General features: G+C 65.9%; 25 protein-coding genes. 8 read left to right on the top strand and 17 right to left on the bottom strand.

Annotation, left to right across the window (positions count from 1 at the left end):
- Positions 1 to 426 precede the first annotated feature (426 nt).
- From AC1DS6_RS08175 to AC1DS6_RS08150, 6 genes are all read right to left on the bottom strand, one after another.
- Entirely contained in the window at positions 427 to 2157 is a 1731-nt protein-coding gene (locus AC1DS6_RS08175; RefSeq protein WP_477102384.1) for an ABC transporter substrate-binding protein, read from the bottom strand.
- 150 nt (positions 2158 to 2307) lie between these two features.
- Positions 2308 to 2616, bottom strand: coding sequence for a DUF2160 domain-containing protein (locus AC1DS6_RS08170; RefSeq protein WP_045235528.1), 309 nt, complete (start codon positions 2614 to 2616; stop codon positions 2308 to 2310).
- Positions 2617 to 2628: 12 nt separating this feature from the next.
- Positions 2629 to 3450, bottom strand: a complete 822-nt coding sequence (locus tag AC1DS6_RS08165) for a carbohydrate ABC transporter permease (protein WP_276289910.1) — start codon at positions 3448 to 3450, stop codon at positions 2629 to 2631.
- Positions 3443 to 4327 carry a carbohydrate ABC transporter permease gene (locus tag AC1DS6_RS08160; protein ID WP_156176916.1) on the bottom strand — a complete coding sequence of 295 codons (885 nt, stop codon included), beginning with the start codon at positions 4325 to 4327 and terminating at the stop codon, positions 3443 to 3445. Before AC1DS6_RS08160 ends, AC1DS6_RS08165 begins: the two co-directional genes overlap by 8 nt.
- A 5-nt stretch (positions 4328 to 4332) precedes the next feature.
- Positions 4333 to 5439: an ABC transporter ATP-binding protein gene (locus AC1DS6_RS08155; protein WP_477102383.1), complete on the bottom strand. Its 1107-nt coding sequence runs from the start codon at positions 5437 to 5439 to the stop codon at positions 4333 to 4335.
- Between the two features lies 1 nt (position 5440).
- Entirely contained in the window at positions 5441 to 6541 is a 1101-nt protein-coding gene (locus tag AC1DS6_RS08150; protein ID WP_441632619.1) for an ABC transporter ATP-binding protein, read from the bottom strand.
- Between the two features lie 158 nt (positions 6542 to 6699).
- Here AC1DS6_RS08150 and AC1DS6_RS08145 point away from each other — a divergent pair, with 158 nt between their 5' ends.
- Positions 6700 to 7467, top strand: coding sequence for a DeoR/GlpR family DNA-binding transcription regulator (locus AC1DS6_RS08145; protein WP_477102382.1), 768 nt, complete (start codon positions 6700 to 6702; stop codon positions 7465 to 7467).
- A gap of 73 nt (positions 7468 to 7540) precedes the next feature.
- Here AC1DS6_RS08145 and purU read toward each other — a convergent pair whose 3' ends face one another.
- Both purU and AC1DS6_RS08135 read right to left on the bottom strand, forming a co-directional pair.
- Entirely contained in the window at positions 7541 to 8407 is an 867-nt protein-coding gene (purU, locus tag AC1DS6_RS08140; RefSeq protein WP_045235622.1) for a formyltetrahydrofolate deformylase, read from the bottom strand.
- A 29-nt stretch (positions 8408 to 8436) separates the two neighbouring features.
- Positions 8437 to 9312 (bottom strand): NUDIX hydrolase, encoded by an 876-nt coding sequence (locus tag AC1DS6_RS08135; protein ID WP_477102381.1) that lies wholly within the window; start codon positions 9310 to 9312, stop codon positions 8437 to 8439.
- A 57-nt stretch (positions 9313 to 9369) separates the two neighbouring features.
- On the opposite strand from AC1DS6_RS08135, the gene glpK reads away from it, so the two are divergent.
- From glpK to AC1DS6_RS08115, 4 genes are all read left to right on the top strand, one after another.
- Positions 9370 to 10932: a glycerol kinase GlpK gene (glpK, locus tag AC1DS6_RS08130; protein WP_477102380.1), complete on the top strand. Its 1563-nt coding sequence runs from the start codon at positions 9370 to 9372 to the stop codon at positions 10930 to 10932.
- A 96-nt stretch (positions 10933 to 11028) separates the two neighbouring features.
- Entirely contained in the window at positions 11029 to 12633 is a 1605-nt protein-coding gene (locus AC1DS6_RS08125; protein WP_477102379.1) for a glycerol-3-phosphate dehydrogenase/oxidase, read from the top strand.
- A gap of 78 nt (positions 12634 to 12711) precedes the next feature.
- Entirely contained in the window at positions 12712 to 13086 is a 375-nt protein-coding gene (locus AC1DS6_RS08120; protein ID WP_477102378.1) for an MliC family protein, read from the top strand.
- Between the two features lie 74 nt (positions 13087 to 13160).
- Positions 13161 to 13547: a hypothetical protein gene (locus AC1DS6_RS08115; RefSeq protein ID WP_045235538.1), complete on the top strand. Its 387-nt coding sequence runs from the start codon at positions 13161 to 13163 to the stop codon at positions 13545 to 13547.
- Between the two features lie 535 nt (positions 13548 to 14082).
- Here the strand turns inward: AC1DS6_RS08115 and AC1DS6_RS08110 are convergent.
- Positions 14083 to 14367: a hypothetical protein gene (locus tag AC1DS6_RS08110; RefSeq protein WP_045235539.1), complete on the bottom strand. Its 285-nt coding sequence runs from the start codon at positions 14365 to 14367 to the stop codon at positions 14083 to 14085.
- A gap of 138 nt (positions 14368 to 14505) precedes the next feature.
- Positions 14506 to 14733, bottom strand: coding sequence for a hypothetical protein (locus AC1DS6_RS08105; RefSeq protein ID WP_276289358.1), 228 nt, complete (start codon positions 14731 to 14733; stop codon positions 14506 to 14508).
- A gap of 181 nt (positions 14734 to 14914) precedes the next feature.
- Here AC1DS6_RS08105 and AC1DS6_RS08100 point away from each other — a divergent pair, with 181 nt between their 5' ends.
- Positions 14915 to 16186 (top strand): serine hydrolase domain-containing protein, encoded by a 1272-nt coding sequence (locus tag AC1DS6_RS08100; RefSeq protein ID WP_477102377.1) that lies wholly within the window; start codon positions 14915 to 14917, stop codon positions 16184 to 16186.
- A gap of 102 nt (positions 16187 to 16288) precedes the next feature.
- Here the strand turns inward: AC1DS6_RS08100 and AC1DS6_RS08095 are convergent, their stop codons facing one another.
- From AC1DS6_RS08095 to AC1DS6_RS08070, 6 genes are all read right to left on the bottom strand, one after another.
- Complete coding sequence (locus tag AC1DS6_RS08095) at positions 16289 to 16573, bottom strand: hypothetical protein (protein ID WP_045235542.1); 285 nt, start codon at positions 16571 to 16573, stop codon at positions 16289 to 16291.
- Between the two features lie 135 nt (positions 16574 to 16708).
- The gene (locus AC1DS6_RS08090; RefSeq protein ID WP_276289355.1) at positions 16709 to 16924 is read right to left on the bottom strand and encodes a hypothetical protein; all 216 of its coding nucleotides are present in this window, start codon (positions 16922 to 16924) and stop codon (positions 16709 to 16711) included.
- Positions 16925 to 17011: 87 nt separating this feature from the next.
- Positions 17012 to 17215: a hypothetical protein gene (locus tag AC1DS6_RS08085; protein WP_276289354.1), complete on the bottom strand. Its 204-nt coding sequence runs from the start codon at positions 17213 to 17215 to the stop codon at positions 17012 to 17014.
- Between the two features lie 101 nt (positions 17216 to 17316).
- Positions 17317 to 18558: a CaiB/BaiF CoA transferase family protein gene (locus AC1DS6_RS08080; RefSeq protein WP_441632601.1), complete on the bottom strand. Its 1242-nt coding sequence runs from the start codon at positions 18556 to 18558 to the stop codon at positions 17317 to 17319.
- 161 nt (positions 18559 to 18719) lie between these two features.
- Positions 18720 to 19697: a Bug family tripartite tricarboxylate transporter substrate binding protein gene (locus AC1DS6_RS08075; RefSeq protein ID WP_477102376.1), complete on the bottom strand. Its 978-nt coding sequence runs from the start codon at positions 19695 to 19697 to the stop codon at positions 18720 to 18722.
- 73 nt (positions 19698 to 19770) lie between these two features.
- Positions 19771 to 20937 carry an acyl-CoA dehydrogenase family protein gene (locus tag AC1DS6_RS08070; protein ID WP_441632597.1) on the bottom strand — a complete coding sequence of 389 codons (1167 nt, stop codon included), beginning with the start codon at positions 20935 to 20937 and terminating at the stop codon, positions 19771 to 19773.
- 199 nt (positions 20938 to 21136) lie between these two features.
- Here AC1DS6_RS08070 and AC1DS6_RS08065 point away from each other — a divergent pair, with 199 nt between their 5' ends.
- Both AC1DS6_RS08065 and AC1DS6_RS08060 read left to right on the top strand, forming a co-directional pair.
- On the top strand, positions 21137 to 21919 hold the full coding sequence (locus AC1DS6_RS08065; RefSeq protein WP_441632595.1) for an IclR family transcriptional regulator: 783 nt from the start codon (positions 21137 to 21139) through the stop codon (positions 21917 to 21919).
- On the top strand, positions 21919 to 22731 hold the full coding sequence (locus AC1DS6_RS08060; RefSeq protein WP_441632593.1) for an IclR family transcriptional regulator: 813 nt from the start codon (positions 21919 to 21921) through the stop codon (positions 22729 to 22731). Before AC1DS6_RS08065 ends, AC1DS6_RS08060 begins: the two co-directional genes overlap by 1 nt.
- 36 nt (positions 22732 to 22767) lie before the next feature.
- On the opposite strand, the gene AC1DS6_RS08055 is transcribed toward AC1DS6_RS08060, so the two are convergent.
- A complete protein-coding gene (locus AC1DS6_RS08055; RefSeq protein WP_441632591.1) occupies positions 22768 to 23148 on the bottom strand; it encodes a DUF5594 family protein in 381 nt (126 codons plus the stop codon).
- Between the last annotated feature and the right edge of the window lie 262 nt (positions 23149 to 23410).

Below are 23410 nucleotides of genomic sequence, written 5' to 3'. Positions count from 1 at the left end.
TGCCGGCAACGAAGGCGGCGGCAAGGGCGGCGGCGGTGATCAGGGTCTTGGCGAAGAGGTTCGAGGTCATGATGTTCTCCATTCACTTTGAGGATCCGCGCTGGGGCGGAATCGAATCGGTACGCTTTGGAAGCCTTCGTTCTTTCTGGCAGTTATCTACTAGTAGATAGACTGGTTGGCCCAAAAAAAACGGGGATTCCCCGGGTGTTGCGCTGGATCCTCTTTCCTGCTTCAGCTTTCTTGCTGGGGCGGAGCAGTGGCTTCCATGTCCTGAATATTATCTACTGGTAGATAGATAGTCAAGGTGTTTTTTCAACGCCCCTGAAAGTCGATGAAGCGGCACTTCGTTCAGGACAGAAAAACGGCGGCGCAACGTCACCGTTGCACCGCCGCTTTCAGGGCCAGGCGACCACTACCCGGATCGTCTTACCGCACCCGCCCTTCCTTCCAGGCCTGCAGCAGCTTGTCGTAGGCGATGGTCTCGCCCTTGGGCTTCTCGTTGGCCAGCTTCTTCCAGGGCGCGTGGTCATCCGACAGCCATTTGGCGGGATCGCTCTTGGGGTTCAGCTTGGGCGCGCAGTTCGTCATGCCGGCGCGCTGCAACCGTCCCATCACCTGGTCCATTTCCTCGGCCAGGTTGTCCATGGCGGCCTGCGGCGTCTTCTCTCCGGTGACGGCTGTCGCCACATTCTTCCACCACAACTGCGCCAGCTTGGGATAGTCAGGCACGTTGGTCCCGGTGGGCGTCCACGCGACCCGTGCCGGGCTGCGGTAGAACTCGATCAGGCCGCCGTACTGCGCCGCGTTCTTGGTGAGGTAGTCGTGGTGGATATCGCTGTCGCGGATAAAGGTCAGACCGGTGAGCGACTTCTTCAGCGATACCGTCTTCGAGGTCACGAACTGCGCGTAGAGCCACGCCGCCGCGAGACGGTTGGGATCGGTGTTCTTGAAGAAGGTCCAGGAGCCTACGTCCTGGTAGCCGTTCTGCATGCCCTGCTTCCAGTACGGGCCATAGGGCGACGGCGCCATGCGCCATTTGGGCGTGCCATCGGCGTTGACCACCGGCAGGCCCTTCTTGGTCATATCGGCGGTGAACGCCGTGTACCAGAAGATCTGCTGCGCCACCTGCCCTTGCGCCGGCACCGGGCCGGCTTCAGAGAAGGTCATGCCCATGGCCTGCGGCGGCGCGTACTTCTTCATCCAGTCGATGTACTTGGTGAGCGCATAGACCGCGGCCGGGCTGTTGGTGGCGCCGCCGCGCGATACCGAAGCGCCCTCCGGCGTGCACTTGTCGGCGCCCACGCGGATGCCCCACTCATCGACCGGCATGCCGTTGGGCAGGCCTTTGTCGGCCGAACCGGCCATCGACAGCCAGGCGTCGGTGAAACGCCAGCCGAGCGACGGATCCTTCTTGCCGTAATCCATATGGCCGAAGACCTTCTTGCCGTCGAGTTCCTTGACATCGTTGGAGAAGAAATTGGCGATGTCCTCGTACGCGGACCAGTTGGTGGGCACACCCAGGTCATAGCCGTACTTGGCCTTGAACTTGTCCTGCAGGTCCTTGCGCGCGAACCAGTCGGCACGGAACCAGTACAGGTTGGCGAACTGCTGGTCGGGCAACTGGTAGAGCTTGCCGTCCGGCGCCGTGGTGAACTTGGTGCCGATGAAGTCCTTCACGTCCAGCCCCGGATTGGTCCACTCCTTGCCGGCGCCGGCCATATAGTCGGTCAGCGGCAGGATGGCGCCATAGCGGTAGTGGGTGCCGATCAGGTCGGAGTCGGAAATCCAGCCGTCGTAGATGGACTTGCCCGACTGCATGGAGGTCTGCAGCTTCTCCACCACGTCGCCTTCCTGGATGATGTCGTGCTTGACCTGGATGCCGGTGATTTCCTCGAAGGCCTTGGCCAGCGTCTTGGATTCGTACTCGTGGGTGGTGATGGTCTCGGAAACCACGCTGATCTGCGTGACGCCCTTGGCCTTGAGCTTGGCGGCCGCGTCGATGAACCACTTCATCTCGGCGAGCTGCTTGTCCTTGGAGAGCGTCGACGGCTGGAACTCGCTGTCGACCCACTTCCTGGCCTCGGCCTCGCCCGCCCACGCGGCGTGGCCGCAGGCTAGCGCCGCCGCGCAGGCCAGCGCCGTCATGCCCAACTTCACGTGCACCTTCATGAACGTCTCCTCGAGAATCCCCCTCCCTGCTCTTTGTCTGGGACGCGGTCCGGGGAAGGTGCAGGCCGCCATGCCCATTGACGAAAAATCCGTCGCTTTATTCTTGCCGGCCCGGGTTGCCGGCGAACCATGCGAGCCTCAGCCCTTGCGCATCACCAATGCCAGCGCAAGCATCGAAATCACCAGGCTGATCCAGATCGAAGGCTCCTCCGCCAGCGAAAACCACGCCATCATCTTCTCGCCCAGGCCCACCCAGGCCAGGTTGATCCAGGCGGCGCACATCAGTCCGATGAACAACCGGTCGCCCCTGGTGGTAGCGATGGGCAGGAAGCCCTTGCGCTCCATGGTGGGCGCGCGCGTCTCCCACACCGTCATGCCCACCAGCATCAGCGCGATGCAGACGAAGAACACGGCCACCGGGGTGGTCCATACCATCCAGCTGAACATGCGTTCTCCTCCTTACACGCGGCCCATCGCGAAGCCCTTCGCGATGTAGTGCCGCACAAACCAGATCACGATGCCGCCGGGCACGATGGTCAGCACCCCGGCCGCGGCCAGCACGCCCCAGTCCATGCCGGAGGCCGACACCGTGCGCGTCATGGTGGCGACGATGGGCTTGGCGTTGACCGATGTCAGCGTGCGCGCCAGCAGCAGTTCCACCCAGCTGAACATGAAGCAGAAGAATGCGGCCACGCCCACGCCCGCCTTGATCAGCGGCAGGAAGATGGTCATGAAGAAGCGCGGAAAGGAGTAGCCATCCACATAGGCGGTCTCGTCGATCTCGCGCGGCACGCCCGACATGAAGCCCTCCAGGATCCACACCGCCAGCGGCACGTTGAACACCAGGTGGGCCAGCGCCACGCCCAGGTGCGTATCCATCAGCCCGATCGTCGTATAGAGCTGGAAGAACGGCAGGAGAAACACCGCCGGCGGCGTCATGCGGTTGGTCAGCAGCCAGAAGAACACATGCTTGTCGCCGATGAACTGGTATCGCGAAAACGCATAGGCAGCGGGCAGCGCCACGGTGATCGAGATCACCGTGTTCATCGCCACGTAGATCATCGAGTTGATATAGCCCGAGTACCAGGACGCGTCGGTGAAGATGGTCTTGTAGTGCTCCAGCGTGAAATCGTTTGGCCACAGCGACAGCGTGGAGACGATCTCTTCGTTGGACTTGAACGACATGTTCAGCATCCAGTAGATCGGCAGGATGGCGAACACCAGGTACCCCAGCAGGAATACCGCGCGCCAGTAGGTGGCGTTCCGATTGGCTTCACGCATGAGGCATGTCCTCGCTGCCGGCGGTGCCCGCGCGCTGCATCCAGTTATAGAGGATGAAACACGTGAGCAGGATGATCAGGAAGTAGATGATGGAGAACGCCGCGGCCGGCCCGAGATCGAACTGGCCCACGGCCTTCTGCGTCAGGAATTGCGACAGGAAGGTGGTGGCGTTGCCGGGGCCGCCCCCGGTCAGCACGAAGGGCTCGGTGTAGATCATGAAGCTGTCCATGAAACGCAGCAGCACCGCGATCATCAGCACGCCGCGCAGCTTGGGCAGCTGGATGTAGCGGAACACCGCCAGGCGCGAGGCGCCGTCGATCTGCGCGGCCTGGTAGTAGGCATCGGGAATCGCGCGCAGGCCGGCATAGCACAGCAGCGCCACCAGCGGCGTCCAGTGCCAGACATCCATCACCAGCACCGTGAACCAGGCGTCCACCGCGCTGCCGGTGTAGTTGTAGTCGAACCCCATCCCGGCGAGCGCAGCGCCCAGCAAGCCGATGTCGGTACGTCCGAAGATCTGCCAGATCGTGCCAACCACATTCCACGGGATCAGCAGCGACAGCGCGATCACCACCAGCACCGCCGATGCCTTCACCCCTTTGGCCGGCATCGACAGCGCCAGCAGGATGCCCAGCGGGATCTCCACCACCAGCACCGCCAGCGAGAAGCCGAGCTGGCGCAGCAGCGCATCGTGCAGCTCGCCGTCGCGCAGCACCGTGCGGAACCATTCGGTGCCGACGAACACGCGGCGTTCGGGCGAGATGATGTCCTGCACCGAGTAATTGACAATGGTCATCAGCGGCAGGATGGCGGAGAACGCCACGCACAGCACCACCGGGATCACCAGCAGCCAGGCCTTCTGGTTGACGGGCTTCAGCGTGCTCATGCAACCAGCTCCTCGTTGACGTAGTAACAGGTATGACGGTTGAACACGGACAGCCACACGGTCTCGCCCGCCTGCAGCGCCACGGCTTCGTTGCCGAGCCGCCCGCGCACCGTGGCAGCGTGGCCGGAGGCATCCCGCACGCTGGCGGTGACCAGCCAGTAGGTGCCGATGTCCTGCGCGCGCTCCACCCGCGCCGGCACGGCCTGCGGATCGGTGCTGGCGGCCAGCCGCAGGTACTCGGGGCGCACGCCCACCTGGAACGTGCCGGCCGCCTGCAGTGCCGCGGCCGTGGCCGGCACCAGTTCGGGGAAATAGCGCCGCCCGGCGATCTCGATGGCACCGTCGCGCCATTGGCCCGCCAGGAAATTCATGCCCGGCGAGCCGATGAAATTGCCGACAAAGGTATGCGCCGGCCGCTCGAACAAGGCTTCGGCCGATCCCACCTGCACCGCCTTGCCCCGCGACATCACCAGCACTTGCTCGGCAAAGGTAAGCGCCTCGGTCTGGTCATGCGTGACGTAGATCAGGGTCAGCCGGAACTCGTGATGGATTTCCTTGAGCTTGCGGCGCAACTGCCATTTGAGGTGGGGATCGATCACCGTGAGCGGCTCGTCGAACAGGATGGCCGATACGTCCTGGCGCACCAGCCCGCGCCCGAGCGAGATCTTCTGCTTGGCATCGGCCGCCAGGCCGCTCGCGCGGCGGTCCAGCGCGGCGGACAAGTCGAGCATCTCGGCCACGCGGCCAACGCGCTCCTTCACCTGCGCCGGTGCCACGCCGCGGTTGCGCAGCGGAAAAGCCAGGTTTTCGCCTACCGTCATGGTGTCGTAGATCACCGGGAACTGGAACACCTGGGCGATATTGCGCGCCTGCGGGGTGGCTGCGGTCACGTCGCGGCCATCGAAGGAGACGGTGCCGTGCGAGGGCCGCTGCAGGCCGGAAATGCAATTGAGCAGGGTGGTCTTGCCGCAGCCGGAAGGCCCGAGCAAGGCGTAGGCGCCGCCGTCGTTGAAGGTGAACTTCAACGGCAGCAGCGCATAGTCTTCGTCCGATTGCGGTTCGGGCCGGTAGGAATGGGACAGGTCGAGGTCGATGCGCGCCATCTCAGGCTCCCAGCTCGGCAGCCGCCGGCGCCACCCTGCCCGGCCGCCTGGGCGCGTGGATGCGCGTGCCACCGGCATCGAACAGGTAGAGCTGCGCGGGATCGAGATGCAGCGTGAGCGGCGCCCCGAGTTCCAGATCTACCACGCCGGGAAACTGCGCCACCAGGTTGCCCACCGGCGAGTCCATATGCACGAAGGTATCCGATCCGGACAGCTCCGCCAGCGCCACGCGGCCGGCCACCGGCACGGAGCCGGGCACGGCATCCAGCCGCAATGCACCGGCCCGCACGCCAACCGTCACCGCGCCGGCGTGGGTCGCCGCTTCGGGCAGCGGGAGGGTAATGCCGCCCGCCAGCGCGAGCGCGCCTGCCTGCATCTCGCCCGCCATCAGGTTCATCGGAGGATCGCTGAAGGCGCGCGCCACGCGCAGCGAGGCGGGATAGTGGAAGACTTCCGGCGTCGGCCCGTACTGCAGCAGTTCGCCCGCGTCCAGCACCGCGGTGTGGCCGCCCAGCAGCAATGCCTCCGACGGCTCCGTCGTGGCGTAGATCACCGTGGCATTGCCATGGGCGAAGAGCTGCGTCAGCTCCTCGCGCAGTTCTTCGCGCAGCTTGTAGTCCAGGTTGACCAGGGGCTCGTCCAGCAGCATCAGCGGCGCGCCCTTGGCCAGCGCGCGCGCCAGCGCCACGCGTTGCTGCTGCCCGCCGGAGAGCTCCGCGGGAAGGCGGTCGAGCAGGTGCTCGATATGCAGCCGGGCGGCAAGCGCGCGTACCTGCCCATCGATGTCCTTGGCGCGGCGCAGCTTGAGCGGCGAGGCGATATTGTCGAAAACGCTCAGCGAGGGGTAGTTGATGAACTGCTGGTAGACCATGGAGACATTGCGCTCCCGTACCGGCATGCCGGTCACGTCCACGCCGTCCACCTCTACCCGGCCGGCGCTGGGCCGGTCCAGCCCCGCCATGACCCGCATCAATGAAGTCTTGCCGGCCTGCGTGGCACCGAGCAGAATAGTTACCGCGCCCGGCACGGGCGACAAAGACATGGGATACAGATACGCCTGCGAGCCTGCCTGCTGGGCGATGCCTTCCAATCTGAGCTGCATCGGGTCTCCGGGGTTCGACATGCTGTTCCGCGCCGCCGGACCTGCATCGACGCAGACGCACAAATCTTTGCTTCCGCTCGTTTTAGTTCAAAAACGAACATAAAACAATCATGCACTGCATCATTTGTTTTCGTTTGTGTTTGAACTAGAATGCCGGCATGACGCTAAATCCACGCCAGACCGCCCTGCTTGAAGAGGTTCGCAACCAGGGCTTCGCTTCCATCGACGAACTTGCGCGCAAGTTCGGCGTGACCCTGCAGACAGTTCGCCGCGACGTCAACATGCTGGCCGAAAGCGGCATGCTGGCGCGCTTTCACGGTGGCGTGCGGGTCGAGGGCTCGACGGTGGAGAACATCGCCTATCGCCAGCGCCAGGTGCTCAATGCCGAAGGCAACGCGCGCATTGCGCGCACCGTGGCCAGCGCGGTGCCCGAGGGTTGCTCGCTGATCCTCAATATCGGCACCACGGTGGAAGAAATCGCACGCGAGCTGATGCATCACCGCGGGCTGCGCGTGATCACCAACAACCTGAACGTGGCCAGCATCCTGGCCGACAACCCCGATTGCGAGGTCATCGTCGCCGGCGGGGTGCTGCGCTCGCGCGACCGCGGCATCGTGGGCGAGGCCACGGTGGAGTTCATCAGCCAGTTCAAGGTGGATATCGGCCTGATCGGCATTTCGGGCATCGAGGCCGATGGCACGCTGCGCGACTACGATTTTCGCGAAGTGAAGGTGGCGCGGACCATCATCGAGCATTCGCGCGAAGTCTGGCTGGCGGCGGATGCCAGCAAGTTCAACCGGCAAGCCATGGTGGAACTGGCGCATCTCTCGGAGATCGACCGGCTCTTCACCGATCAGCCGCTGAAGCCGCCGTTCGAGAGCATGCTGGAAGAAAGCGGAGTGAGCTGTGTGGTCGCGCAGGCGTGAGCGCGCCGACCGGCAGCGTCCAGGCTGGCGAGGCGGTGCCGGCGCGGCTGGCGCCGGGCACCTGGTGATGGGCTTACTTGAAGACGACGGTCTTGTGGCCGTTGAGCAGGATGCGGTGCTCGGCATGCCATTTGACGGCGCGCGCCAGGGCCACGCATTCCACGTCGCGGCCCACCGCCGTGAGCTGCTCGGGATCCATGCTGTGGTCCACGCGCTCGATTTCCTGCTCGATGATCGGGCCTTCGTCCAGCGCGGCCGTCACGTAGTGGGCGGTGGCGCCGATCAGCTTCACGCCGCGGTCGTGCGCCTGGTAGTAAGGCTTGGCGCCCTTGAAGCTGGGCAGGAAAGAGTGGTGGATATTGATGGCGCGGCCGGCCAGCTTGCGGCACAGGTCGTCGGACAGCACCTGCATGTAGCGCGCCAGCACCACCAGGTCGATGTTCTGCTCCTGCACGATCTCGAACACCTTGTTTTCCTGCGCGGCCTTCTGCTCGGCCGAGGCGTTCATCATCGGCAGGTGGAAGAACGGAATATCGTACGACGCCGCCAGCTGGTAGAAATCGCGGTGGTTCGACACGATGGCGGCGATCTCCACCGGCAGGCCGCTGGCCTTGGCGCGGAACAGCAGGTCGTTCAGGCAATGGCCGATCTTCGACACCATGATCATCACGCGCGGCTTGACGCTGGCGTCGAACAGGTCCCACTGCATGGCGAACTGGTCGCCGACCGGCGCGAAGGCGGCCTTCAGCGTGGGCAGGTCGGGGCCGCCGGCGGCCGGCGTGAAGTGCACCCGCATGAAGAAGCGGCCGGTGAACTCATCGCCGAACTGGTCGGAATCGACGATATTGCAGCCGTGCTGGAACAGCAGGCCCGAGACGGCATGGACGATGCCCGGCTGGTCCGGGCAGGAGATGGTGAGAATGAATCCGGTATTGCTCATCGTGTGTTGTTCTGTCGTGTGCGCGCCGATCATGGGCGGGGGGTGCCGGGCACGCTCCAGCCGCGGCGGTTGAGCGCATCCAGCGTCACCAGGGTCGCATCGACCGTCATGGCGCCATCCGCCATGATAGCAAGCAATGCCTCCGGCTCGATACGGCGGTGCTCGGCCACCTCGCCGTCGCGGTTATGCGGCACGAAATCCGGCGGCAGCGGCAAGTCGTACACATATACGGCTTCCCACTGCACGCCTTCGGGAATTTCGCGCAGGACTTCGATCACGCCGTGCGACTCGGCACGCCGCGCCAGCGCCGGCGGGATGCCGGATTCCTCGTCGCACTCGCGCACCAGCGTGGCGAGCGGATCGCTGCCGTGCGGCATGCCGCCTGCGACCAGGTTGTCCCACATCCCCGGATCGACCGCCTTGGCCGCGCTGCGGCGTGAAATCCACAAGGCGCGTTCGCCGGCAATCACGCCATTCATGTGCGAGGCGAAGGTCAGCAGCCCGAGAAAACGCGCCGCCGCGCGTTCGATGGTGGCAAAAGCCGGCGCCGCCAGCGCGGGCGTGACGGCGAACAGTTCGTCGCGCCAGCCACGCACATGGCCGGTATCCGCCAGCCAGCGCGCCAGCACCGCCAGCGTGGCGCTGCGCGCGGCAAAGTCGCCGCAAGACGGCAGCAGCGCCACGCTGCCGTCTTGCGAATCGCCCAGCACGCCCGGCACTGCCTCCTGCGCGCGAAGGATGCCGGCATGCGCGCGCGGCAGCCAGCCAACCTGGCGCCCTGCCACCGTCAGCCGCAGATGGGCTTCGGCATCGAAGGGGCTGCGCGCGGCGAGCGATCCGCTAATGCGGGAAATGGCGGAAACGCCGGTATCGCGGACTTGGCTGTCGGGCAAGGTATCGGACATGAATGATCTCGGCGGCCGGCAAGGCACGCCCGTAAAAGTATTTCCAGGACAAAACGCATGACGCAAATTCAGCCGCCGGGCCTGCCGCAATTCATACTGGCGCTCGACCAGGGCACCAGCAGCTCGCGCGCCATCCTGTTCGATCACGCCGGCAATGTGGCGCGGGTCGCGCAGCGCGAATTCCGGCAATATTACCCGCACCCTGGCCATGTCGAGCACGATCCCTACGAGATCTGGCAATCGCAGCTTGCGGTGGCGCACGAGGTGCTCAACGATGCCGGCGTCTCGGCCAGCCAGATTCGCGCCATCGGCATTACCAACCAGCGCGAGACCACCGTGCTGTGGGACCGCCAGACCGGCGAGCCGATCGGCCGCGCGCTGGTCTGGCAGGATCGCCGCACGGCGCCGATGTGCGAGACGCTGCAGGCCGAGGGCCACGGCGACCTGTTCCGCGACAAGACCGGCCTGATCCTCGACGCCTATTTTTCCGGCACCAAGCTGCGCTGGATGCTGGACAACACCGAAGGCGCGCGCGAACGCGCCGAGCGCGGTGAGCTGGCCTTCGGCACGGTCGACAGCTGGCTGATCTGGCAGCTCACGGACGGCAAGCGCCACGTCACCGATGTATCCAACGCCTCGCGCACGCTGCTGTTCAACATCCACACCTTCCAGTGGGACGACGCCCTGCTCGGCCTGCTTGATATCCCGCGCAGCCTGCTGCCCGAGGTAGTGCCTTCCAGCGGCGAGGTGGCACGCACCGCACTGAGGCTGTTCGGCGCGGAGATCCCGATCGCCGGCATCGCCGGCGACCAGCAGGCCGCCACCTACGGCCAGGCCTGCCACGCGCCCGGCATGGCCAAGAACACCTACGGCACCGGCTGCTTCCTGCTGATGAACACGGGGTCGCAGCCGGTGACTTCGCACAACCGGTTGCTGACCACCATCGGCTGGCAACTGGGCGGAACGGCGCCGGCCGCCAGCCGCACGCAATATTGTCTGGAGGGCGGCGTATTCATGGGCGGCGCCACCATCCAGTGGCTGCGCGACGGCTTGCAGATCATCAACAGCGCACCCGAAGTCGAACCGCTGGCGCGCCAGTGCGACGACACCGACGGCGTGGTGCTGGTGCCAGCCTTCGCCGGCCTGGGCGCGCCGCACTGGGACCCGTTCGCGCGCGGCACGCTGGTGGGCCTCACGCGCGGCAGCGGACGCCCTCACATCGCCCGCGCCGCGCTGGAATCGATCGCGCTGCAAAGCGTGGACGTGCTGGACGCCATGCAGAAGGACGCCGGCATCTCGCTGGCCGAACTGCGCGTGGACGGCGGCGCTTCGCGCAGCGATCTGCTGATGCAGATGCAGGCCGACCTGCTCGGCACGGCCGTGGTGCGCCCGCGCGTGACCGAGACCACGGCGCTCGGCGCCGCCTACCTGGCGGGGCTGGCCACCGGCTACTGGAGCGGCGAGGAAGAGATCGCCAGCCAGTGGCAGGTGGAGCACCGCTTCGAGCCCAACCTGTCCGCGGATGCGCGCGCTTACCGGCTGTGGCGCTGGCATCGCGCGGTAGAACGCGCGCGCGACTGGGCCCGCGAGGACGGCGCGCCGCCCCGATCGGCAAACTGAGCGCGGGCGGGCCACATCCCGCGCAACCGGCATAACCGGCGGAACCGCGCAACGCAATCAGCGCCCGCCATCAGCATTCGCATCAAACAAGGAATCATGCAGAAACTGTCTACTCCCATCCTGCCGCCAGACCGCGCCGCCCTGCTCGCCACCCTCGAGCGCGAGCCGAAGTGGGATGTGATCGTCATCGGCGGCGGCGCCACCGGCCTGGGCACGGCGGTGGATGCCGCCTCGCGCGGCTACCGCACGCTGCTGGTGGAAGCCGCCGACTTCGCCAAGGGCACGTCCAGCAAGGCCACCAAGCTGGTCCATGGCGGCGTGCGCTACCTCGCGCAGGGCAATATCAGCCTGGTGCGCGAGGCGCTCCACGAGCGCGGCCTGCTGGCCCGCAACGCGCCCCATCTGGTATGGCCACTCGGCTTCGTGGTACCGGCCTACCAGTTGTTCGACCAGCCCTTCTACGGCATCGGCCTGAAGCTCTATGACATGCTGGCCGGCGGACTCAACCTGTCCGGCAGCCGCTGGCTGAACCACCGCGAGACGCTGGCGGCGGCACCGACCTTGGCCGAGCACGTGGGGGGCCGGCCCCTGCGCGGCGGCAATCTGTACTTCGACGGGCAGTTCGACGACGCCCGCCTGGCCATCGCGCTGATGCGCACGCTGTTCGATGTGGGCGGCACGGCCATCAACTACCTGCGCGTGAGCGGATTGTCACAGCGCAATGGCGTGATTGACGGCGTCACCGTGCAGGACGTGCTGGGCGGCGCCAGCTTCGACCTCAAGGCGCCCTGTGTGATCAACGCCACCGGCGTCTGGGTCGATGCCATCCGCCAGATGGAAGACGGCAACGCGCGCAGCATGGTGGCGCCCAGCCAGGGCGTGCATCTGACGCTGCCGCGCAGCTTCCTGCCCGGCGACCGCGCCATCCTGATCCCCAAGACCGACGACGGCCGCGTGCTGTTCGTGGTGCCCTGGAACGGCCACACCATCGTCGGCACCACCGATACCCCGCGCCAGGACCTGCCGCTGGAGCCCCATGCCGGCGCCGACGATGTCGACTTCATCCTGGAGACCGCCGCGCGCTACCTGTCGCGCACGCCCACCCGCGCCGACGTGACCAGCGTCTGGGCCGGCCTGCGCCCGCTGGTCAAGGCCACCGGCGAAGCCTCCACCGCCTCGCTCTCGCGCGAGCACACCATCCTGGTCTCCAAGGCCGGCCTGATCACCGTCACCGGCGGCAAATGGACCACCTACCGCAAGATGGCCGAGGACGTGGTGGGCACGGCAATCCAGCGCCAGATGCTGCCGGCCGCGCCATGCGTGACCGCGGAACTGCCGCTGCATGGCTCGCAAGGCTTGCCAGCCGACCTGCCCCCGTCCGACAGCGGTTCGCCCGACCGCTACTACGGCAACGAACTCGGCATGCTGCGCGCGCTGCCGGGCAACGACGAATTGCTGGTGCCCGGCTCCGGGCTCACTGCCGCCCATGTGCGCTTTGCCGCGCGCTTCGAGCTGGCGCGGCGGGTCGAGGACGTGCTGGCGCGCCGCAATCGCGCACTATTCCTGGAAGCCGGCGCCGCCAGCGCGGCAGCGCCCCGGGTAGCCGAGATCCTGGCCGAGGAGCTTGGTCACGACGCCGCCTGGCAATCCGCCGAGGTGGACAGTTTCCGAGGTCTCGCAAGCAGCTATATGCTGGCCTGAAGGCGACGCCGCCCCACGGGAAACGCGGCCGTCACACCCTGGCCTGTTTCATCGGCACCTGATCAACAAGGAAACCACATGTCCCTTCGTTCGCTCCTGCGCCGCGCCGCCAACTGCGCTCTCGCCAGCGCCATCTGCCTGGCCGCGGCCCCCGCCTTCGCCAGGCCCGGCATCGACGGCGTGCGCTTCGACCCGGCCCGCACCGTGCGCTACCAGTGCGACGAAGGCAAACAGCTCACGGCGCGCTACTTCAACAGCGCAGACAACCAGATCGCCATCCTGCGGCTGGACGGCAAGCCGCTGCTCTTCGTCAGCGTGCTCACCGGCTCTGGCGCCCGCTATGCGCATGGTGCCCACCTGTGGATCACCAAGGGCGACGAAGGCATGCTGGAGGACCTGACCAAGGGCGAAAACGCACCGCCGGTCTACGCCAACTGCCGTGCGGTCAAGTAGACCATCTCCAGAACATTTTGGTGCTGACGCCCCGGTCGAGCGATAATGCGGGTTATCGAATCAGGGAGAACACCATGGACGAGATTGATGATCTGTCCGATCTGCCGATGCCCCGCTTTATCTGGGGCTTCGCGATCTTCACGCCCAAGGGCGGCGAGGTCATGCATGACGAATTTGAATATCTGACCCATACCCGCGCGCCGCGCTTCACGTGCCGGGTGGTCGAACTGGAAGACATGCCGGTCGACAGCGAGGAAACCGGCATCGACGGGCGCATCGTGCACTACGACGAGCCGGGCCGCCTGTTCTACATCTCCGACGCCGGCATCGCCCTGGTGAACTTTGAGTTGTTCGACAAAGTGCCGGAGAAGCAGAAACTCAAGAAGATCTGCGACGAAGCCATCGAAAACTGGATGTTACGGCGCGATTTCCTCGATTCGGAGGAAGGCGAAGAGGACTGAGCGTCCCTTTACCCCTTTGCCCACACCGAGGGATAACGGCCGGCAGGTCGTTATCCCCAGGCCCCGCCTGGCGTCTCCGCCGGGCAGCCGAATTCCCCCGACTCCCCTCCCCCGTCCTTCCCGCCGCTCCCGGCTGAGCCGTCCCTTGCGCGGCAAACCCGCTGCCCCTGGCATGCGCAGAGTTCCTACATTCGTCAGCCGCATCCTACAACGCAAGGGGAAGCCGCCGGACACCGCGCCAGATCCGCCCTGCTTATAGTGGAACCATGGAAAACACGGAAGAAAGGAAGGAAATCATGCCCTACATCCTCGCCTGGTTGCTCGGTGTCCCGGCCTTCGTGCTGCTGCTGATCTGGCTGTTCGTGCATTAAGTTGCGAGCTTGCCGATCCGGCGCATAACCCGGACCCCGGATAGCAAAACGCCCGCTGATATGCCAGCGGGCGTTTTGTTTTTACCATTCAGCGTTTCGCGCCACCCTGTGAATGAAGGCGCACATGTTTCAGCGTTTCATCCCAGACCGCGTCCACGCGGATATCAGCCTGCCGCGTCCTGCGCGGGCAGGCCGCGTTCCAGCGCTTCCTTGAGCAGGCCGCTCATGCCACCGGCATGCGCCGGAGCCAGCGCCTGCAGGCGCTTGACCAGTTCAGCGTCGAGCTTGCAGGCAAACGGCACCAGGCCTTGTTCCTGGTCGAGCCGGCGCTGTTCGCGGCGATCGACCTTGGCCGGGCCGGTATCGCGCCCGGCGCGGAGGGCGGCGGACAGCTTCAGGCTGTTGGCCAGCTTCAGTGCTTTGTTCTTTTCGAGGTCGGTCTTTTTCACGGCATGTTCCGCTAGAGTCTGTCTGGGGCGGTATTGTACGCAGGTCGGCGGCAGGTCCCGCTTTGTATTGCGCGCGCTGCACAGCGCGCGCACGCCCGGCACCCGCGCCCCACGTCCCGAGACTACCTCGGACCGCGCCTATTCCGCCTCCCTCACCTCGATCAACTCCGCCGCCACACGCTCGATCTCCGCGTAGACGGGAAGCGCCTCGTCCGGGCCGGTACAGCCGACGCCGGTCGCACTGGCTTCGTCAGCGCCGGGCGGATGAAAGACAAACGCCATGCCGGGCTGCCACCTCGGATCGTTCTTCAGGCTTTCATTGAGGATTGCCAGATACTGGCCGCGAGTGAACACGTGCTTGGACATCTTCACCTCCGAATAATTTGTCGGGATCGTAGCATGGCGCGAGGCCTGATCCGGGTGAGCCTCGATACACGCGCACGATCATGCATGCGATGATCGCGTGGCTTTTGCCGGAATCGAGCCGCTATCGATGCAACATCGATAAGACATTGCCAAAACAACGATAAGACAAAGGATGAGACAAATGATACGTAGCACATTGCCAGTGCTTGCGGTCGCGTTGCTGGCCGCTTGCGCGGCCCCGGAGTCGACGCAGAGCGCCGCCCCGCTCACGACCCGTTTTTCCACCGCGCAACTGGACGCCATGAGCACACGCGTGCGTGCCGATGTCGCGCAGGGCCGTATTCCCGGCGCCGTGTACCTGCTCGCACGCAACGGCAAAATCGTCGATACGCAGTCCATCGGATGGCAGGATGCGGCCGGCAAGGTACCGATGCGGTCCGACTCGATCTTCCGCATCTATTCGATGAGCAAGCCGATCGTCTCGGTGGCCGTGATGATGATGGTCGAGGACGGACGCCTGCAGCTTGCCGATCCGGTCTCCAAGTACCTGCCCGAACTCAAGGGCCTGCGGGTCGGCGTGGAGAAGACCGACGCCGCCGGCAAGCCCGTGCTGGAACTGGTGCCAGCCCAGCGCGAGATGACAGTGCAGGACCTGATGCGCCATACGTCGGGGCTGACCTATGGCGTGTTCGGCAAGTCGCTGGTCAAGGAGGAATACAAGCGCCTGGACGTGGATGCCACAGAGCAAAGCAATACGGAATTCATTAGCCGTCTCGCCAAGGTGCCGCTGCAGTTTCAGCCGGGCACCACCTGGGAGTACAGCCGCTCCACCGATGTGCTGGGCGCCTTGCTGGAACGCGTGTCGGGCCAGACCCTGGCGGCGCATCTGCAGCAGCGCATCTTCACGCCCTTGCAGATGAAGGACACTGGCTTCTGGGTTCCGCAGGCCCAGCAGGCCCGCATCGCCGAGCCCTTTGCCATCGACCCCGACAGCAAGGTACCGGTCGGGCTGATCGATGTGCGCCACGCGCCGAAACTCGAATCGGGTGGCGGCGGGCTGGTGTCGACCGCGGCGGATTACTTCCGCTTTGCCCAGATGCTGCTCAACGGCGGCGAAATCGACGGCGTGCGCCTGCTCTCGCCGAAGACGGTCGCCTATATGACTGCCGACCACCTCGGCACGATTGCCGGGCCTTCGCTGGCGCGCGGCCCGGCCTACCTGCCGGGTCCGGGCTATGGCTTCGGCCTCGGTTTCGGCACGCGCACGGGCACTGGCGAGGCAGCCACGCCGGGGTCGGTTGGCGACTACTACTGGGGCGGAGTCGGGGGCACCTACTTCTGGGTCGACCCGAAGGAGAAGACCGTGGCGATCTGGATGATGCAGGCGCCCGGGCAGCGTGAGTACTACCGCGCCTGGTTCCGGAACAAGGTGTATAGCGCCATGACGCCGTGATGCGCGGATGACAGGACCGGCGCGCACGCGCCGGTAGCGATGGCATGGCGACGCGGCCGCCTGCCGCCGCATTGGAGCGCCGGCGCCAGCCGGCCTCCCCCCCTACAGCGCGCTGACGGACTCGCCCGGCACCAGGCCGTTGATGATGTCCTCGCCGAACTTCACCGCGCCGCGGCGCGCGGTGCCGATATTGTCCCAGGGCGCCGCGGCAAGCCGGAACACGCGCGAACGCTCGGTGCCCGGCTCATGTCCTTCGCGGCAGATCACCACGGAAGCATTGAAACTGCGATCCGGCCGGCGCTCTGGCCAGGTGCGCTCAGCCTGGTGGCGATAGATCAGCGGATAGAGATCGAAACCCTTGTAGCGGGTAAATGGTCCAGTGTCCAACTTGCGCTCCCCTAGTGATGGTTGAATGGCGAATGCGGCCTGCCGGCGCCGCACCGCAGCGGATTCGCCTCGCCCTGTTCCCGGGCGATGGCGACAATACCTTCATGCTGCCTTCAGGTTGCCTTCAGGTTGCCTTCAGGTCTGTATCGACCAGCCAGGCCCCTTGCCGTTCTTGTCGCTCTCGTGCCGCCAGCGGCAACCGCAATCGGCACAGGTGTAGGTGGCAAAGGTGATCGCGGGCTGGCCGCGCGGCTTGATGCGCTGCGTGTCCGTCAATAGCAGCCGGGGATGCCCCGTGCCGCCGATCGAGCCAGGCTGGATCTGCGCACAGGCCTCGCACATGCTCATCATCGCTCCCGCGCCTTGCGCGTGCACTTCGTCCCCGCGTGCCGGCCTCGCACCGCCAGTGCGAGGAACCGCATCGCCAATACCGTGCGGCTATCTATCCGCCGCCATCGCCTTGAGCTGCGCGTCGCCGGCTACGCGCGCAGCATCCGATGTGGTGAAGGTATCGTCCGAAACAATGGTGCGCTTGAGCAACTGCGCAGAGAAATCGACCAGGGTGATTACCCATACATAGCGCCCCGCCTGGGGGGCTGTCTGGACAATAGCCTGCAGGTGCGGCGTGGAATCCTTAGCCATGATGCTCCTCCGGAGGATCGCATCAGGGCACTTTAGCACGAGTTGCGCATGAGGCGGCTGCAACGCCTCCTCGGCCGGGACACGCGACGCTCACGGCGCGCTCAGACCACTTGCTGTCCGCGCAGCGTCTCCAGATCGGCCGCCGTCAGGCCCAGTTCGCCGTAGAAGGCGTCGTTGTGCTCGCCCACCGCCGGGCCGCTGCGGGGCGCCGGCGGCTGGTGGCCGGAAAACCGCGGCACCATGCAAGGCGCGGGAATCGAGCCGAGATCGGGATCGGGCAAGCGGACGATCGCGCCGCGTGCCTGGAAATGCGGATCCCGCATGATATCGGCGATGGTGAATATCTTGCTGAACGGGATCTCGCGCGCGCCGAGCGCCTGCGCCACTGCCGCGTAGTCATGCGTGGCGAACCATGTCTTGATGACGGCATCGAGCGCATCCAGATGGCGCACGCGCTCCGGGTTGCTGGCATAGCGCGGGTCGTCCGCCATGCCGGCCTCGCCGATGGCATGGCAAAGGCGGCGGAAGATCGGGTCCGACGAGGCTACCAGCGAAACCCAGTGGCCATCCGCCGTGGCGTACATATTGGACGGCGCGGTGTAGGTGGCACGATTGCCGGCGCGCTGGCGCACCTGCCCCAGTTGCTCGTACTCCACGGCGAGCGGCTCCAGCAAACGGAACAATGCCTCAGTCGCCGACAGGTCGATCTCGCGGCCGTGCACGCCATTGCCACGATCCTGCGCGCGCCGGCTGTCGGCCACGGCGGCCGCAATCGAAAACGCACCGAACAGCCCCGCCACCATATCGCCCATCGGATAGTTCATGTGCAACGGCGGGCCGCAGGGATCGCCCACCAGGTTGGTGAAGCCGCTCATCGCTTCGAACACGCGCGCAAAACCCGCGCGACCAGCATACGGCCCGGTCTGCCCGAAGCCGGTCAGGCGCAGGATCGTCAAGCGCGGGTTGGCGGCGTGCAGCGTCCCGGCATCCAGGCCCCAGCGATCCAGCGTGCCGGTACGGAAGTTCTCCACCAGCACGTCGAACTGCGGCAGCATCTTGAGAAACAGTGCGCGGCCCTCCGGTTTGCGCACGTCGAGCGTGATGCCGCGCTTGCCGCGATTGGTGACCTTCCAGTAAAGCGGCAGCTTATCCTTGACCGGCGCCAGCCCACGCAGCGGATCGGTGCCGTCGGGCAACTCGAGCTTGACGACTTCCGCGCCCATGTCGGCGCACAGCGTGCTGGCAAACGGGGCGGCCACAACCGTGGCCATGTCGAGGATGCGCACGCCGGCCAGCGGCCCGCCTTGATGCGCGGCAGCCGCGTCTTGATCTGTGTGGTTCATGATGGAGTCGGGGGAACGAGTCTTGTGTGGTGGGCAATAGCAGGAGCTCGCACAAGCGCTGCCCGGACCTATCGCATTGCGCGGCGTAACGCTGGGCGTTTTCGTCATGGCCGCCATGGCCGGACCCTGAACTTGGCTATGCATACCTGCTGCATATCTGCTTAGTCGAGCGTGGTGCCGGTCGACTTCACCAGCGCAGCCCACCATGCCGTATCGCTACGGATCTGCGCGGCGAACTGTTCGGGCGTATTGCCGACCGGTTCCGCGCCCAGGTCCACCAGGCGCTTGCGCATCTGCGGCCTGGCCAGGATCTTTGCGGTCGCGTCATGCAGCCTGGCAATGATCGGGCGCGGCGTGCCGGCCGGAGCCATCAGCCCCTTCCATGCCGTCACCACGTAGCCCTTCAGGCCGGCCTCCTCCATCGTCGGCACATCGGGGAGCGCACTGGCGCGTTTGTCGCTCGCCACCGCCAGGGCACGCAGGCGGCCCGACTGGACATACGGCAACAGCGCGGGCATGTTGTCGATCATCATCGTAATGTGCCCGGCGATCAGGTCGGCCACCGCAGGGCCGCTGCCCTTGTACGGCACGTGCTGCAGCTTGATGCCCGCGGACTGGTTCAGCAACTCGCCCGCAAGCTGCGCCGGCGAGCCGTTTCCGGGCGAGCCAAAGCTGAGCGTTCCGGGCCTGGTCTTGGCGTAGGCGATGAACTCCTTGAGATTGCGCGCCGGAATCGAAGGGTTGACCACCATCAGGTTGTGTTCGCGCGCGAGCATCGTGACTGGCGCCAGATCGCGCACCGGGTCATAGGACATGCGAGGGTAAAGGCTGGGGTTGATGACGGTGGCCCCCGCCGCAGCGAGCAGCAGCGTGTAGCCGTCCGGCGGGGCCTTGGCCACCGCATCGCCGCCGATATTGCCGCCCGCGCCGGCCTTGTTCTCCACGACCACGGACTGCCCGAGTTCCTCCTTCAACTGTTCGGCCAGCAAGCGCGCGAGCGTATCGGTGGAGCCGCCCGGCGGGAACGGCACGACCAGCCGGATCACCTTGGCGGGATAAGCCGCCTCGGCCAGCGCGGGTTGCACGAGTCCAAGCGTGGCCAGCAGGACAGCGCCTGCCGCAAGCATGGTTTTCAACATGGTGTCTCCTTGACGGTATGACGCCACCTGGCGCGACCGCCGGCGGCTGCTCTTTCTTGACGAAACCGAACGATTACGACGCGCTCGCGGCAGCAGCCAGCGCGAGCGTGCGTTTGGCGATATTGAGTTGGTGGATCTGGCTGGTGCCTTCGTACAGCCGGAACAGGCGCACGTCGCGATAGAAGCGTTCGATGCCGAAATCGGCGATATAACCGTAGCCGCCAAACATCTGCACGCAGCGGTCGGCCACGCGCCCGCACATCTCGGAAGCGAAGTACTTGCAGATCGAAGCCTGCATGGTGACGTCCTCGCCGCGATCGCGCTGACGCGCCGTTTCCATGATCAGCGCGCGCGCCGCGTGGATCTCGGTCTGGCAGTCGGCAATCATCGCCTGCACCAGCTGGAATTCCGCCAGCGGCTGGCCGAACTGCTGGCGCCCGGCAACGAACCGGATCGCCTCGTCGAGCATGCGGATGGCCGGCCCGGTGCACAGCGCGGCCAGGTGGATGCGCTGCTTGTTGAGCACCTTCATCGCGGTGCGAAAGCCCTGCCCTTCCTCGCCGCCGATGAGGTTGGAGGCCGGCACGCGGCAGTCGCTGAAATGCACTTCGGACACCGGCGAGCCCTCCTGCCCCATCTTGCGGTAGGGCTGCCCGGTACTCAGTCCCGGCGTGCCGCGTTCGACGATGAACGCCGAGATGCCGGCCGCGCCGGCGCGCGCGGGATCGGTGCGCGCCATGACCGTGAACAAGCCGGCGATGGGCGCATTGGTGATGAAACACTTGGTGCCGTTGATCACGTAATGATCGCCTTCGCGCCGCGCGGAAGTCGTCAGCGCCGTGGCGTCCGAGCCGGCCTCCGGCTCGGTCAGCGCGAAGGAGCCGGTCAGCTCCCCGCTGGCCAGCAAAGGCAGGTAGCGGCGCTTCTGCGCCGCCGTGCCGTCCGCCACCAGCGCCTCGGAGCCAATGCCGGTATTGGTGCCCACCCGCGCACGGAAGGCCACCGAGCATTGCGACAGCTCCAGCGCCGCCAGCACCAGCTCCTCGGTCGTCATGCCGGCGCCGCCGTACTCCTCGGGAATCGAAAATCCGAACAGGCCCATCCCGGCCATTTCCCGCACCAGCGGCTCGGGCACATCGTCCAGCCTGGCGACTTCGGCCTCACGCGGCACCAGCCGCTCGCGCACGAAACGCCGCAATTCGGCCAGGAAGGCTTGGAAGGCATCCGGTTCCCTGATCATCTGTCTTGCTCCATCCGGTCATTGCCGCCGGGATCGGCCGCATGCAAACCAGCGTAGCAATCCGTGCCTGGAAAGCGGATCGATGTTTTGCTATCTTGAACGCAGGCCATGCGCGCCGGGCGCATCAATGGCTATGATGGATGCATGCCACGCCCATGCGGCCTGCCCGCGCCCTCCGCCGTTTCCGCCCCCCCAAATCATGCCGCCCCGTCCCCATCACCCCGACCCCGCCTTCGCCACCACGCTGGCCCACGGCCTGGCGCTGCTGGAGTGCTTCCGAGTGGGCGAGCCGGTCATGAGCAACAAGCAACTGGTGGAACGCACCGGGCTGTCCAAGGCCACGATCAGCCGCCTGACCTACACGCTGGCGGCACGCGGGTTGCTGCTCTACGACACGGAGCTGCGCCGCTACCGGCTGGGTTCCACCGCGCTCTCGCTGGGCTACCCGCTGCTGGCCAGCCTCAAGGTCAGGCAGCTCGCGCGGCCGCTGATGAAGGCACTCGCCGACCAGGTCGGCGGCTCGGTCTCGCTGGGCCTGCGCGACCGGCTGCAGATGGTCTATGTGGAAACCAGCCGCGGCCACGACGCCATCGCCTTCCGGCCCGATATCGGCGCATCCCTGCCCATGCTCGCCACCGCCATGGGGCGGGCATGGCTGTGCCAGGCGTCCCCGGTGGAACGGGAGCCGGTGCTGGCGGCACTACGCGTGGCCGATGCAGGGCAATGGCAGGCTCACGCGCCCGCGCTGGACGCCGCGGCGCATGATCTTGCCACGCTCGGATTCTGCCTCTCGCGCGGGGAATGGCAGCGCGACGTGCATGCAGTGGCCGTGCCGATGCGCGCCGAAATCGATGGCGAGACGCTGGTCTTCAATTGCGGCGTGCCCGGCGCCAGGATGACACCGCGCAAGCTCGAACGCGAGATGGGGCCGCGCCTGCTGCGGCTGGTCCGGCGCGTGGAAAAGGAACTGGGGACATCGTGATGGCAGCGACGCCTTCCCAGATTGCACCCGCAGCGGACCAGGACAATGCCGCCGACCGCCAGTTCGCCACCACGCTAGCGCACGGCATCGATATCCTGCTGTCCTACCGTGCCGGCGAGTCCCTGCTCGGCAACAAGGATTTCGCGCAACGCACCGGCCAGTCGCGATCGGCCGTGGCCAGGCTCACGCACACGCTGACCGTGCTCGGCTACCTGCGCCGTGACGCCACCCAGGCCAAGTACCGGCTGGGCGCGCCGGTGCTCTCGCTCGGCTATCCGCTGCTGGCCAGCATGCATATCCGCCAGCTCGCGCGGCCGCTGATGAAGGAACTCGCTGATCGCATTGGCGGCGCGGTCTCGCTCGGCATGCGTGACCGCACGCAAATGATCTATGTCGAAACCGCCCGCTCCACCGACAGTCTTGTCGTCACGCCGGACATTGGCGCAGCGCTGCCAATGCTCACCACGGCCATCGGCAAAGCCTGGTTGTGCAAGGCGCCCGCGGCGGAGCGCGACAGCGTGCTCAACCGCCTGCGCCTGCAAGACCCGGAAGCCTTCATTCGATTCCATCCACAGCTAGCGAACTTGCGCCAGGACTTCGAAGCCAAGGGCTACTGCGTGAATCGCGGTGAATGGCGCGGCGATGTGTATGCCTTTGCGGTGCCGTTATTCAGGCCGGTGGATTCCCAATGGCTGGTCTTCAACTGTGGCGTGTCGGCACAGGCAGGGTCGTTTGCCATGCGCGAACGCGAAGTCGCACCGGGGCTGCTGACCCTGGTGCGTAGCGTGGAGGACTTGCTGGGGATGCGGTGAGTGCGCGGGTTCGATACAGGATGCCGGACACCGGACTCAATGCTCGAAATCGAGCCCACCAAGCAGCACCGTGGGATCCGCTTGCGAACGCGTCCCGAAATCGATCTGCCGCGGCGTCTGCCACGCGCGCATCTTGCCCGCCAGGGCCGCGAGATAGTGCTCGAACTTCTCCGCGCCGCCGGCAGCGAACAACGCCTCGACCTCGAGACTGTCCCACGACAGGTAGACGTTCAACTGGTGCGCGAACCGCCGCGGTTCATCGAACGGTTCGCCGCAGAGATGGACCCGCGCGGGGCAGTCGGACGTCTCGTCTGGTATGACCTCCACGCGGATACGCTGCTTGAACAGATTCGCTATCGTCTCGGCGATTCGCGGGGCAAACTCCGCGTTGAAACGCGGTGCGATGTCATGGCTCACTGAATGTCTCTTCCCGGTTTTTGAGGATCGTAGCACGGGGCGTTCGCCCCGGCGGCGCCGGGATTGCGAGTCGATTTCCAGACGATCGCCGCGTGCGCCAGGGAGCACAAGCGCCCGGGATGCTATCGCGCAAAAGCAGGTTGACCCCGCCATTTGCTGACCTATACTGAAAACCTGCCGGCTGAGACACGCAGTAGCAATGCGAAGGTAAGCGGCAGAATGATCCCCCTGGCCAATATGGCAGTGAGATCAAGCGTGCCAG

This window comes from Cupriavidus sp. 05L310, assembly GCF_056398185.1.
This window is presented reverse-complemented; position numbering and strand designations above follow the sequence as displayed.